General features: G+C 48.0%; 17 protein-coding genes. 13 read left to right on the top strand and 4 right to left on the bottom strand.

What is annotated here, in order from left to right; genetic code table 11:
- The 13 genes from E5354_RS02825 to E5354_RS02885 all read left to right on the top strand — a co-directional run bounded on the left by E5354_RS02825 (position 1) and on the right by E5354_RS02885 (position 10,616).
- On the top strand, positions 1-318 hold the full coding sequence (locus E5354_RS02825) for a DUF4133 domain-containing protein (protein WP_135946352.1): 318 nt from the start codon (positions 1-3) through the stop codon (positions 316-318).
- Entirely contained in the window at positions 315-2,816 is a 2,502-nt protein-coding gene (locus tag E5354_RS02830; protein WP_135946353.1) for a TraG family conjugative transposon ATPase, read from the top strand. The genes E5354_RS02825 and E5354_RS02830 overlap by 4 nt, the downstream gene beginning before the upstream one ends.
- Before the next feature lie 138 nt (positions 2,817-2,954).
- Entirely contained in the window at positions 2,955-3,593 is a 639-nt protein-coding gene (locus E5354_RS02835) for a DUF4141 domain-containing protein (RefSeq protein ID WP_135946354.1), read from the top strand.
- Positions 3,594-3,610: 17 nt separating this feature from the next.
- On the top strand, positions 3,611-4,609 hold the full coding sequence (gene traJ, locus E5354_RS02840; RefSeq protein ID WP_135946594.1) for a conjugative transposon protein TraJ: 999 nt from the start codon (positions 3,611-3,613) through the stop codon (positions 4,607-4,609).
- A gap of 29 nt (positions 4,610-4,638) precedes the next feature.
- A complete protein-coding gene (gene traK, locus E5354_RS02845; RefSeq protein WP_135946355.1) occupies positions 4,639-5,262 on the top strand; it encodes a conjugative transposon protein TraK in 624 nt (207 codons plus the stop codon).
- Complete coding sequence (locus tag E5354_RS02850) at positions 5,259-5,594, top strand: TraL conjugative transposon family protein (RefSeq protein WP_135946356.1); 336 nt, start codon at positions 5,259-5,261, stop codon at positions 5,592-5,594. The genes traK and E5354_RS02850 overlap by 4 nt, the downstream gene beginning before the upstream one ends.
- Positions 5,563-6,759 (top strand): conjugative transposon protein TraM, encoded by a 1,197-nt coding sequence (gene traM / locus E5354_RS02855; RefSeq protein WP_135946357.1) that lies wholly within the window; start codon positions 5,563-5,565, stop codon positions 6,757-6,759. The genes E5354_RS02850 and traM overlap by 32 nt, the downstream gene beginning before the upstream one ends.
- Positions 6,760-6,786: 27 nt before the next feature.
- Positions 6,787-7,788, top strand: coding sequence for a conjugative transposon protein TraN (gene traN, locus E5354_RS02860; protein ID WP_135946358.1), 1,002 nt, complete (start codon positions 6,787-6,789; stop codon positions 7,786-7,788).
- Positions 7,789-7,792: 4 nt separating this feature from the next.
- A complete protein-coding gene (locus E5354_RS02865) occupies positions 7,793-8,374 on the top strand; it encodes a conjugal transfer protein TraO (RefSeq protein ID WP_135946359.1) in 582 nt (193 codons plus the stop codon).
- 4 nt (positions 8,375-8,378) lie between these two features.
- Complete coding sequence (locus E5354_RS02870) at positions 8,379-8,729, top strand: hypothetical protein (protein WP_135946360.1); 351 nt, start codon at positions 8,379-8,381, stop codon at positions 8,727-8,729.
- Positions 8,726-9,598: a toprim domain-containing protein gene (locus E5354_RS02875; protein WP_135946361.1), complete on the top strand. Its 873-nt coding sequence runs from the start codon at positions 8,726-8,728 to the stop codon at positions 9,596-9,598. The genes E5354_RS02870 and E5354_RS02875 overlap by 4 nt, the downstream gene beginning before the upstream one ends.
- On the top strand, positions 9,595-10,128 hold the full coding sequence (locus E5354_RS02880) for a DUF3872 domain-containing protein (RefSeq protein WP_135946362.1): 534 nt from the start codon (positions 9,595-9,597) through the stop codon (positions 10,126-10,128). Before E5354_RS02875 ends, E5354_RS02880 begins: the two co-directional genes overlap by 4 nt.
- The gene (locus E5354_RS02885) at positions 10,125-10,616 is read left to right on the top strand and encodes a glycoside hydrolase family protein (RefSeq protein ID WP_246863725.1); all 492 of its coding nucleotides are present in this window, start codon (positions 10,125-10,127) and stop codon (positions 10,614-10,616) included. The genes E5354_RS02880 and E5354_RS02885 overlap by 4 nt, the downstream gene beginning before the upstream one ends.
- Before the next feature lie 71 nt (positions 10,617-10,687).
- Here the strand turns inward: E5354_RS02885 and E5354_RS02890 are convergent, their stop codons facing one another.
- From E5354_RS02890 to E5354_RS02905, 4 genes are all read right to left on the bottom strand, one after another.
- Positions 10,688-11,479: a hypothetical protein gene (locus E5354_RS02890; RefSeq protein ID WP_128703440.1), complete on the bottom strand. Its 792-nt coding sequence runs from the start codon at positions 11,477-11,479 to the stop codon at positions 10,688-10,690.
- A 155-nt stretch (positions 11,480-11,634) separates the two neighbouring features.
- Positions 11,635-11,847: a DUF3873 domain-containing protein gene (locus E5354_RS02895; RefSeq protein WP_128703441.1), complete on the bottom strand. Its 213-nt coding sequence runs from the start codon at positions 11,845-11,847 to the stop codon at positions 11,635-11,637.
- Positions 11,848-11,861: 14 nt separating this feature from the next.
- A complete protein-coding gene (locus E5354_RS02900; protein ID WP_246863726.1) occupies positions 11,862-12,146 on the bottom strand; it encodes a hypothetical protein in 285 nt (94 codons plus the stop codon).
- A 23-nt stretch (positions 12,147-12,169) separates the two neighbouring features.
- Positions 12,170-13,438 carry a PcfJ domain-containing protein gene (locus E5354_RS02905; RefSeq protein ID WP_128703442.1) on the bottom strand — a complete coding sequence of 423 codons (1,269 nt, stop codon included), beginning with the start codon at positions 13,436-13,438 and terminating at the stop codon, positions 12,170-12,172.
- Positions 13,439-13,444 lie beyond the last annotated feature (6 nt).

Below are 13,444 nucleotides of genomic sequence, written 5' to 3' on the forward strand. Positions count from 1 at the left end.
ATGGAGTTCACAATCAACAAGGGCATAGGCCGGACAGTGGAATACAAGGGTCTGAAAGCGCAGTACCTTTTCATCTTCGCCGGAGGTCTTATCGCTGACTTCGTGCTGTTTGTGGTGATGTATATGTGCGGCATCCCCCAATGGTTCTGCATCTCCTTTGGAGTGGTGTCTGCCTCGGTGCTGGTCTGGTACACATTCCATCTCAACGGCAAATACGGTCAGTACGGGCTGATGAAACTCACATCAGTCAACTATCGCCCCCGATACATCATCAACCGTATCCGTATCACCCGACTGATTAAACACAAAAGGAAATGATAAATACACTTAAAGCAACAACCCTCGAAAGCAAATTGCCGTTGCTTGCAGTTGAACACGGTTGCATCATCTCAAAGGACGCGGATATTACCGTGGCCTTTGAGGTGAGCCTCCCGGAACTGTTCACTGTCACCAGTCAAGAATATGAGGCGATGCACTCGGCTTGGTGCAAGGCAATCAAGGTGCTGCCGCATTTCTCCGTGGTGCATAAACAGGACTGGTTTGTCAGTGAGAATTACAAACCTGAGCTTCAGAAAGACGATTTGAGTTTTCTCGACCGCTCATTTGAACGCCATTTCAATGAACGTCCGTATCTGGCTCACAAATGCTACCTGTTCCTGACAAAGACAACAAAGGAGCGTATGCGCCAGCAGAGCAATTTCTCAACCCTCTGCCGCGGTCGTATCACTCCGAAGGAGCTGAACCACGAGATGGTTGTCAAGTTCATGGAGTCAGTTGAACAGTTCGAGCGCATTATCAACGACACCGGCTATATCAAGCTGCGCCGATTGACCGATGATGAGATTGTCGGCACTGAAACTACCTCCGGCATTATCGAAAGATATATGTCGCTCTCAATGGGCGAAGTGAATTGTCTGGAGGACATAGACCTGTCGGCAAAGGAGATGCGTATCGGTGACAAGATGCTCTGTCTGCATACCCTCTCTGACACGGAGGACTTGCCCGGCAAGGTCAGTACAGATAACCGCTATGAGCGTCTATCCACCGATAGGTCGGATTGTCGCCTGTCATTCGCCTCTCCCGTTGGGTTGCTTCTGCCCTGCAATCACATCTATAATCAGTATGTGCTGATTGACGACCACGATGAAAACCTTGCACGATTTGAGAAAACGGCTCGTAACATGAACTCCCTGTCAAAGTACAGCCGCTCAAATTCCATCAATAAGGAGTGGATTGACCGCTATCTCAATGAGGCACATTCCTACAGCCTGACATCGGTGCGCTGCCACTGCAACATCATGGCGTGGAGCGATGATGCCGAGGAACTGCGCCGGATAAAGAATGATGTTGGCGGACAGCTCGCCACAATGGGCTGTATGCCACGCCACAATACCATCGACTGCCCGACACTGTTCTGGGCGGCGATGCCCGGCAATGAGGCTGATTTCCCAGCCGAGGAAAGTTTCTATACCTTCATCGAGCCTGCGGTGTGCTTCTTCACCGCCGAAACCAACTACCGCAGTAGCCTTTCCCCCTTCGGTATCAAAATGGTTGACCGCCTTACGGGTAAGCCTATCCACTTGGATATAAGCGACGAGCCGATGAAGCGAGGCATAACCACCAACCGAAACAAGTTCATATTGGGCCCGTCAGGTAGCGGAAAGTCGTTTTTCACCAACCACCTTGTGCGCCAGTATTATGAACAGAACGCCCATGTGCTGCTGATTGATACCGGCAATTCTTACGAAGGGTTATGCAACCTTATCCACAACCGTACCCACGGCGAGGACGGTGTGTATTACACATATACGGAGGATAACCCTATCTCTTTCAATCCGTTCTATACCGATGATGGGGTCTTCGATGTGGAGAAGAAAGACAGCATCAAGACGCTGCTTTTGACCCTCTGGAAATCGGAAGATGACCGTGTGACAAAGACTGAAAGCGGTGAATTAGGCTCGGCACTCTCAATGTTCATCGACAAGATGAAGTCTGACCGAAATATCGTGCCATGTTTCAACTCATTCTATGAGTTCATGCGTGACGAGTACCGCGATGAAATGGCGAACCGTCCAATCCCGATTTACAAACAGGATTTCGACATCGACAATTTCCTGACGACCCTTCGCCAGTATTACCACGGCGGACGCTTTGACTTCCTGCTCAACTCAAAGGAGAACATCGACCTGCTCAACAAGCGTTTTGTGGTATTCGAGATTGACGCCGTGAAGGATAACAAGGAATTGTTCCCCATTGTGACAATCATCATAATGGAAGCCTTCATAAACAAGATGCGCCGCTTGAAAGGTGTCCGCAAGATGCTAATCTGCGAGGAAGCGTGGAAAGCGTTGTCAACGGCTAACATGGCTGAGTATATGCGCTATATGTTCAAGACCGTCCGCAAATATTTCGGCGAGGCAGTGGTTGTTACACAGGAGGTTGACGACATAATTTCGTCACCGATTGTCAAGGAAACAATCATCAACAACTCCGACTGTAAGATACTGCTCGACCAGCGTAAGTACATGAACCGCTTCGACCAGATACAGGAGTTGCTCGGCTTGACCGATAAGGAAAAGGCGCAGATACTCAGTATCAACATGGCGAACAACCCGAACCGACTTTACAAAGAGGTATGGATCGGACTGGGCGGAACACAATCAGCCGTCTATGCCACCGAGGTATCGCCGGAGGAATATCTCTGCTACACCACTGAGGAAACGGAGAAGATTCAGGTACTCAACCGCGCCGCCCAACTTGGCGGCAACATAGAAGCCGCCATCAAACAGTTAGCCAATGAAAGAAGGGAGAAATAATGTATGAAAGTAATATCCGTGTTAGCCAAAATCGTGGCAGGTATCTTCGCTTTATCCGTGGCCCTCCTGACGGCATTGATTGCGATAGTCGTGAGCATGGCTCACAAGATACGATAACTCAATTTTAATCAATTCAGAATGAAGCAACTCAAATTTCTTATCCCCGTAATTGCCTTGTGCCTGATGCTCGGCACAGGCAGGGCTTCCGCCCAATGGACGGTAATAGACCCGTCCAACATCGCGCAGAGCATCGTAAACAACTCCAAATCACTTGTGCAGGAGTCGCAGACGGCCACGCACATGGTCAAAAATTTTCAGGAAACCGTGAAAATTTACCAGCAGGCGAAGAAATATTACGACGCTCTCCAGTCTGTCAACAACCTCGTCCGCGATGCCCGAAAGGTGCAGCAGACAATACTGATGCTCGGCAATATCTCCGGTTATTATGTCAACAATTTCCAGAAGATGCTCACTGACCCCAATTTCACATCTGCGGAACTGTCGGCCATCGCCTCCGGTTACACAAGGATACTCGAAGATGCCAACGGTGTGCTTAGCGACTTGAAGCAGGTAGTGAACATCACTACACTCTCCATGACCGACAAGGATCGTATGGATGTGGTAGATGATTGCTACAAGGAGATGAAGCGGTTGAAGAACCTCACGGCATACTACACCAATAAGAATATCAGCGTGTCATATCTCCGCGCCAAGAAGAAAGCGGATACAGAGCGTGTGGTGGCTCTCTATGGCGACGGCTCTGAAAAATATTGGTGATGCCTATGCTCTGCGCGATAGATTTTTCAAATCTCCACTCCATACTCCGGTCGCTCTACGATGAGATGATGCCGCTGTGCGAGGATATGGCGGGAGTGGCGCAAGCCATAGCCGGATTGGGTGCGCTGTTCTATGTCGCCTACCGTATCTGGAGGTCGCTTGCAGCCGCCGAACCGATTGATGTGTTCCCGTTGCTCCGACCATTCGTGATTGGTTTCTGCATCATGTTTTTCCCGACTGTTGTCCTCGGCACTATCAACAATGTCATGTCGCCGATTGTGCAGGGTACAGCCACAATGTTGGAGGGTCAGACCCTCGATATGAAGAAGTACCGTGAGGAGAAAGACCGCTTGGAATATGAGGCGATGATGAACGACCCTTCCACCGCCTATCTCGTTGACGATGCAGAGTTTGACAGGCAGATTGACGAATTGGGTGTGACGGAGATCGGCACAGCCGCCGGAATGTATATCGAGCGCGGAATGTACAAGGTGAAGAAGGCTATACAAAATTTCTTCCGTGAACTATTGGAGATGCTGTTTCAGGCAGCATCCCTGACAATTGACACGATAAGGACTTTTTTCCTAATTGTCCTCGCCATTCTCGGCCCGATTGCCTTTGCCCTCTCCGTGTGGGATGGTTTCCAGTCAACCCTTACGCAATGGATCTGCCGATACATACAGACATATCTTTGGCTACCGGTCGCAGACCTGTTTTCTACCATACTCGCCAAGATACAGGTGTTGATGCTCCAGAACGACATTTCAGAGTTGACCAACAACCCGAATGTGGACTTAGATGGCTCAAACACAGCTTATACCGTGTTTATGATAATCGGCATTATCGGATACTTCACAATCCCGACGGTAGCGGGCTGGATTATCCAAGCCGGAGGTGCAGGAAACTATAACCGTGCTGTCAACAACACCGCCATGCAGGTAGGTTCGGGAGCTGCGAGTGTCGGAGGTGCGGTAGCCGGTAATGTGGCAGGTCGTGCCGGTAAACTGCTCAAATAATTTTCAAACCATATTCTAACGACATTCAAATGGAGTTCAAATCACTCAGAAACATCGAGACATCTTTCCGTCAGATACGTCTGTTCGGAATAATCTTCGTGGCGATGTGCGCTGTGGTGGTGTCGGTGGCCCTTGTATCGGCATTCAATTTTGCCGAAAAGCAACGGGAGAAAATCTATGTCCTTGACAATGGCAAATCTTTGATGCTTGCCTTGTCGCAGGACATGGAGCAAAACCGCCCCGCCGAAGCACGCGAGCATGTGCGCCGCTTCCATGAACTGTTCTTCAACCTTTCGCCTGACAAGTCGGCAATCGAGCACAACATCAACCGTGCGCTGATACTCAGCGACAGATCAGCTTACAACTATTACACCGATTTCTCGGAGAAAGGTTACTACAATCGTATAATCGCGGGGAATATCAATCAGGTGGTGCAGGTTGACAGTGTTGTATGCAATTTCAACAGCTATCCATATTCAGCTACCACCTATGCCCGTCAGATGATAATCCGTGAGAGCAACGTGACCGAAAGGTCGCTTGTCACGAAGTGCCGCCTCTCAAACGTGTCGCGCTCCGACGACAATCCCAACGGCTTCATCATCGAGGGTTTCACAATCATTGAGAACAAGGATCTAATCACAACCAAACGATGAATTTATTTTCCAAATCACGCGCCGCGAGAGACGCCATATATAATATGGTGTGGCGCAACCCAAAGGGCAGACTCTCGGCAAAGCTGCGGAAAAGGTGCGACAAGCTTCCGCATAACCAACGGCTGACGGTAATAGCGGTGATGCTCACAGCCTTTGTACTGATAGCGTTCTTCGTATTCGGTCACGCCTGTTACCGCATAGGCCTCGGCCACTCCCGGCAATCCCTTGAAGTGGAGCATATCCGCTCACTTGAACTGCCTACCCTCGAAAATGATGTCCAAACCGTAATCCCAACCGCCTATGACGATGCAGGAATGGAAAGCGAAGATTAACTCAATCTTCCAGCCTAAAAATCAGGCTGAGCGGCAGAAGATGATGAAATATGTAATCGTCATGCCGGCGGCTATTCTATGCGGAATTGTCATCGTATGGCTACTGTATTCAAGCATCAAAAATGATGATGCCAAAGCCGGAAACGCTTTCAATACTGAAATTCCTGACGGTGAGAACACCGGAATGAAGTCGAAAGCGGAGGAATATGCCGCTGCGGAGGTAGCCAAAGAACGGGAGCAACGGCAGGCAACCATTGCCACCCTCGACACTCTTGCCGCCACAACACCCGACACTGTAACCCAACCCTCCGCTATTGAAACATCAGCGCAGGCATATCAGGAGGTACAGGCTTCACTCAACGACTTCTATATCCCGGAAACCGACCAATCGGCGGATATGGTAGCATTGCAGGAGCGAATTGATGAACTGGAGGCGCAGAATGCCTTAGCCCAGCAGCAGACACAGCAACCCAATGAACTGGAATTGATGGAACGCTCATATCAGCTTGCCGCCCTATATATGGGCAATGGAAATGCTGGTAATGTTCAGGCATCACCTCCGATAGATGAAAAAGGTAAACGGAATGTACAGCCGGTGGCGCAGGTAAACCACAATGTCGTTTCTTCGCTCGGATCATCTTCCAACCGCTCGTTCAATACCTCGGTCGGCACAAAATCAGCCACGGCAAAGAATACAATCGCCGCTGTTGTCGCCGGAAACCAGAGTGTGATTGACGGCGAAAGTGTGAAGCTCCGTACCACTGAACCGATGTGGATTGGCAACCGCCTTATTCCTCGCAATACCACAATCACCGGGTCTGCCCGTGTGCAGGGAGAGCGCCTTGAAATTGAGATAACCTCAATCGAATGTGAGGGGTCAATCTACGAAGTGGAGTTGCAAGTTTACGACTCCGACGGACAGGAAGGTATAAACATTCCTCAGTCAATGGAGAGTGACGCACTGCATGAAATCGGGGCCAATATGGGCAGCACAATGGGCAGTTCAATCAACATCTCCACCAATACCGGGGCGCAGATAGCGTCAGATGTCGGTCGTGGACTTATCAACGGAGTGTCGCAGTATCTCACCAAGAAGATGCGAACCGTCAAAGTTCACCTCAAAGCCGGATACCGTGTGATGCTCCACCAACCGGTGGATTTATAATTTACTCACCACTTTATCCACAATTCAATGAATTTCAAACTGTTTTTATTTACTCTCGTTGCCATTCTCGGTATGGCAACCCCGGCATTCGCCAAAAACACCAAAGTTAACGTGTCTTCCGACACTGAAACCACCGAAGTAACCGAACACGACCTTAACGTGTACGGAGCAAACTACACCGACGGAGACAAATTTGACGGTCTGACCCGCAAAGTAGGTTTCGACCGAATGATACCGCCTCATGCGCTGGAGGTGTGTTTCGAGAAAACGACGCACATCATCTTTCCCTCGGAGGTGGTCTATGTTGACCTCGGCAATGAGAACCTTGTTGCGGGTCTCGCAGATGGCGCGAAAAACGTGCTGCGTGTCAAATCGGCTTTCAAGTCGTTCAAGCAGGAAACCAATCTCTCGGTGATTACCGAAGATGGCAGCTACTATTCATTTAACGTGAAATTTGCTAAAGAACCGTTGTTGCTCAACATTGAGATGACCGTTTTTCTCCATGACGGCGAGGCGGTCAACCGCCCGAATAACGCCCAAGAGATATACTTGGAGCGTCTTGGTCAGGAGTCGCCGATGCTTGTGAAGCTGATTATGAAATCTATCCACAAGCAGAACAAGCGCGAAATCAAGCACATAGGCAGTAAACGCTTCGGGGTGCAGTTTCTCCTGAAATCTATTTACACAAACAACGGACTTCTCTATTTTCACACCGAGCTGAAGAACACATCAAATATCGCTTTCGATATTGATTATATCTCGTTCAAGATTGTCGATAAGAAGGTTATCAAACGTACTGCCATGCAGGAGCAGGTCTTGGAGCCCCTTCGCGCCCAGAATTATGTGACGGTGGTACACGGCAAGCAGTCTGAGCGCACGGTGTTCGCACTGGAGAAATTCACCATCCCCGACGACAAGCAGCTTGTTATCGAGGTCGCCGAAAAGGAGGGCGGCCGCCATCAGTCCTTTGTGGTGGAGAACGAGGATATTGTGAGAGCCAACGTAATCGACGAACTTTCAATCCAGTAAACCAATGAGAAAAGCGATAATGATTTTCGCTGCCATGCTTGCCCTTTTCACGGGGCAGGCAATGGCCCAGCGATGCCTCCCCGGAATGTCGGCAGTGGAGGTAAAGGCAAATATGGCAGACGGTTTCTATACAGGTAACTCTCGCAACTGTGGCTATTCTTTCGGAGTGTTTTACTCCGTATTCAAGGGCAACGCCAACACTTGGAGTTTCGGCGGCGAGTATCTCCAGACTTACAAACCATACGGCGAGAAAGGGCGTATCCCCGTCGCGGAGTTCACTGGTGAGGTCGGTTACAATCTCCACCTGTTGAGCGACTACTCGCAGACTTTCCACCTTTACGGCGGTATGTCAGCCCTCGGAGGATACGAAACGGTCAACTGGGGTAAGTCGGTACTGCCCGACGGTTCAACTCTCCACAATGGCGATGCCTTTATATATGGTGGCGCACTCACAGTTCAGGCTGACTTTTATCTATCGGATAAAATCGCACTGACAGCCAATGTGAAAGAGCGGTTTATTTTCGGCAACTCAACGGGACATTTCCATACACAATATGGTGTCGGCGTAAAGTTTATAATCGAATAAGCGTATGGCAGTGATAATGAATTTTGACCCTCGTAAAGTCAAACTCACTGACTTTATGAAAGCTCTCGGTCAGGAGCATCCGGTAGCAGCCGACGGCAACCTGCGCATCTACAATGCGCCTTACGACAATGAGCGTAAGCCGACATTGGTAATCAACCTCGAAACAAACCTGTGGCGTGATACTGAAAGCGGTGCATACGGCGGCATTTATGATCTTGCATACGAATTGACCGGAAGTTGCAACCGCTCGGAACTGAATATGTATATCGCCACGGAAATGTCGAAGTTTCAGAAAATATCCATGCGGCAAGAGCCGGATATTGTTGAGAAACGCAAACGAAAGATGCGTCTATGAACATCGACGCTATCAGACAAATCCCGCTGGTGGATTTTCTCAACCATCTCGGCTATCAGCCCACCGGACGCGACAGCAAAGGATTATGGTTTTATGCCCCATACCGCAATGAGCGTAAACCGTCGTTTCATGTCAACCCAAGCAAAAACCTATGGTTTGATTTTGGCATGGGAGCGGGAGGTGACATCTTCACGCTTGCCGGAGAAATGTCCGGTGAAACGGACTTTTTGAGGCAAGCCAATTTCATCGCGGTGAAGATGCAGCTCCCGGTCGAAAAACCATACAAGCCTGTGCCATTCAAGGAAGAGCCTACTTTTGAGGATGTGGAAATCTCACGTCTGGAATCCCCTGTGTTGCTGAACTATCTCGCCGACCGTGGCATACCGCGCGACATTGCACAACGCTATTGCGTACAGGTTGACTATACGCTTCATGGCAAACGGTATTATGCCATCGGTTTTGAGAACAATGCACACGGATACGCATTGCGCAACTCTTTTTTCAAAGGAGCTTTTCCTCCCCAGCATATATCTCATATCAGCAACGGCAACCTGCGATGCAACGTTTTTGAAGGCTTTATTGACTTTCTTTCAGCGGAAAAGCTCGGCTATAATGACGGCAACGACATAATAGTGCTAAACTCTGTATCCAATCTCAATAAAACCATTCAACCGCTCTCCGATTACTCCGTAATCAGCTGTTACCTTGACAATGATGTGGCCGGTCGTGCGGCACTCGCCAAACTTCAGCGCGAGTTCGGCGACAAGGTAATGGATAAATCCTCACTCTATCCCAATCACAAGGATCTAAATGATTTTCTTGTGTCAATCACCACCAAACCCACAATTAAATCCAAGTTCAAATTATGATTTCAAATCTGATTTCCCGTATCGGCGCAATCCGCGTCACTCCAGCTCGATTTTTCGGATTTTGGGCAGCACTCTTTGCCCTCGTGTTCACTCTCTCGTCATGCAATGACGACCTCGATGTCCAGCAATCCTACCCGTTTACCGTGGAGGTAATGCCTTACGCCGAAAAGATTGTCAAAGGGCAGACCGTGGAGCTGCGCTTTGAAATTAAGACTGAAGGCAACTACACCAACACCCTCTATACAATCCGCTATTTCCAGTATGACGGCGATGGAACGCTCAAACTCGTGGATGGCCCGGTGCTGGTAAACAATGACCGTGTGCTGCTCGAAAGCAAAACCTTCCGCCTGAACTACACCGCAAAATCAGACGGCGCACATAAATTTCTCGTGGTCTGCGAAGATAATTTCGGCTCGACTCCGTGGGAACAGACCTTTGAGTTCAACGGTAAGGACTCCGGCGATGACAACGGCGGCGGTTTGATTGTCAAGCCCATAAATCCCGGTATCATAACACCCGTGGGCCAATGAAAAAACTGATGATGCTGTTCGTGGCGTTGCTGACCCTTGCGGCAGCAACGCCCGCTGCTCACGCCAAACGTAGCATAATGGAGTTACCGCTATTTGAGCGTGCGGTGTTGATAATCAAAAAGTTTGAAACTCTCCATAAGCCGAAGCACTGGCCGACAATCGGTTTCGGACATGTGGTACAACGTGGTGAGCCATACCGAAAAGGCATTCAACTCACCGAAAGACAGGCCGACGCACTCCTGCGAAAAGACCTCCGGAAATTCGTTTCACTCTACAAGCACATGGGAGAACGTAACGCAATCCTGCTCGGTACACTCGCCTACAATATTGGTCCAGGCGCAGTCAACAAATCCAGCGTGTATCGCAAACTGAAGAATGGCAACCGGGATATCTATAAGGAATATACTGCTCATTGCCACTACAAAGGGAAATTCCACAAACAATTATATATTCGTCGTAAAACGGAAATAGTATTACTTTTCTTATAATACTCTAATACAATTAAATAAGTTGTGCCTATTTTATTCCTTTCTATATTGGAATTTGGTGGCACAACTTATTATATTGAGTATAAAATGGTTCCATCGCTTAATATGAATTTTATTGTTCCCGTATCAACTATCTCAGTAAGTATCTCAGCGAATATTTTACTCCCCAAAAATATCCATGCCGAAAAATCTTCAAACATTAAATAATCTTCTGGGCGGAGATATGAATTTGCACGAAAAGCTGTTGTATAATGCTCTGTGAGTGATAAAAACCGATAATGTGCGTATAGTTGGTTTACATAGTAAAATATTTCAGCCGGATGCTTTTTTAGACATGAGGCCATTGATGCTGTATCTATTTTTTTGTTTTTATTCTTAGAGTAAAATTCTTTTGGAGAATCAGGATTGACATATTTAACAAATGTAGCATACATTTTATCCAAATCTATATTTGTTGTGTCTTGTGTATCCACTTTCTCATAAAACTCTTTTTTCTCTTTAACCCATATTTCAAATGTTCTTGCAGCCTCTAAATTACGTTTCCATAATTCTTCTTCAAGTTCCTTTTCTGCTGACGCCACGAGATAAATTGCCTCTACTATATCAGCAAACATGGCACGAAGTATTAAACGATACGCAACAACCGTATGCTCGGATATTTTTATATTTAAGAGAACATTTATATTGGTCTGAATTCTTTTTAATATATCTCGTCCGATTATGAGTTTATTGTCGTTTGGAGTCAAACGTAGTTTTTCATCAATCTTATTGCCGATTTTTGCAATTAAATTGAATGTATCGTGATAATGCGATTCTATTTTAGAAATTATTTCACGAATATTAAGTGGCAATTCCTTTTTCATAATTCAAATTTACGCATAATTAGGAAATTAAGCACTCTGATAGTACAAAAAAATGCCCAAACGCCGCCTGTTGGCGGCCGAAATTTTCAGCAAAATGAGCGAGTAACTCTATATCGCATAGGGTTACTCGCTCTGTCATTACGACTATTGGCTAATTATTTCTTCTTGTAGAGCCATTCATCACGCTTGCGTCTGCACTCTGCGAGTGTCGGAGCAACGCAGGAAAACAGCTCGTTATCGGTATCCCGAAAATCGTACATCACACGGCTTATTCGTTTGCCACGGTGTGCCGAGTGGAAAGTCTCGTATTGTTCAGTGCCGGGGGCAGTGGTCGTGCTTACCCCGTTGGCGGTCATTCTCGTTGCCATATTCATTGCTTTTTTTAGAATTTCACAATCATTCTCCGTTGTTCAAAAATCTTGGTCGGGTCGCTGAATTTGCGTTGCTTCACCCAAAAGTGGTGGCTGCCGTAACCATATACAAAATACTCGTTGAGGTCGGTTTTCTCTGCACAGTCGGCTACTGTAGCTCTCTGCTCCGTTTCATTGCGTGTGAGCAATATCCGGTTGATTAGTTCCAGCACAACGGCTCTTATCTTGTCATCAATGTCAAATATCACATTTTCAAATATCACGTTCATATCGGTGGGATTTATGACCTGCGCCATTGTTGACGCAGGTCGGATTAAACTTATGCAGCCATTCTCTTTCGCTTTCTGATTAGCTTGGTATTAGCCTTGATAATCTCTGAAATGCGGTCGGTGTACTTGCATACTCCGTTGGCGAAGGCTCTGCATTGTAGGATTGAAAAGTCTTTCAGCGAGATTTCAATGGTGGCGATTGTCTTGTTGCCTATCTTGGCAATGAACACCAGAGAGTCCTTTTTCAGATAATATTCCGATGAGCCAACGCAGATATGCTGGCGCTTGCCTTCCTCGTAATACTCGGCTACGGAGTTGAGGGTGTGGACAGTGATTTCTCCGTCTGTCATCACAAGTCCGAGATACCTCCCTTTGAGTTTTGCGAACTCGGCTTCATCGGCTTCCGCTCTCTTGCGGTCGGCTTCCCTCTGTTCCTTGATGCGCTGACGCTCCACCTTTGCCACATATTCATCGTGTGCCGCTTTGAGGTCTTGCGGAGCCACCAACTTGGGGTTATGGAGGTCTTTGCCCATACGCTCCAACATCTTGATGTAGTCAAACCACATCTTGCCGTCGCTGACCTTGTATCCTGCACGCCGTGCCACCTTTATGGTGTTCCAATATTTGTCAACCTCGGAGGGGTGGGCGCAAAGGTATCGGAGCAACTCAATCTCTCCGGCTTTCATCAGAGTTTCAGCCTTCGGATTGGTGAGCAACTGCTGAAAGAGGGTTACGGGGTGAATGTCGTGGGTGCGCCCTTCAAAGCCGTTTCTGCGGATAGTATCGGTTGACTTGATGCGTGGGTACACATATTCATCGGATATGCGTTGGAACGCCTCGTGTTCCTGCCTTATCTCCAAAGGAGAGCCAAATGCGAAGGAGTCCATATACCAACCCATAGTGCGTTTTATCCCTACAAGTGTCCTGCCACCTTTTACATCAATCCAATACTGCCCGATTTCAAGATAGGCTGGGTTGACTGCCATTCCCTTGCGGAATTCGGCGATGAGAAGAAACATCCTCACAACCTGATAGTCGCCGACTGCGGTTATCACGTTGAAATACGCTTTGGTATGGTACACCCTTTGCGTGGTGGTCTCAACCTTCACCTTTATTCCGCAGTGGGGGCAGGTTGCCATACCCTCGTCTGCCGTCCATTCGTGTCCGCACGACATACATACCGCTTTGCCATTCTTCAGACGATAGGCGTAATGGTCGATTGTGTTGTTGAACGCCCATTTCTTTTGAGGGGTTGTGAGGGGGCGGAGCTGACCGCTCAATGCGATTATCTCTTTCTGTTTTTTTGTCTTGGGTTTCATAGCCGT

The sequence above is a fragment of the Muribaculum sp. NM65_B17 genome (assembly GCF_004793735.1).
Lineage (GTDB): Bacteria > Bacteroidota > Bacteroidia > Bacteroidales > Muribaculaceae > Muribaculum > Muribaculum gordoncarteri.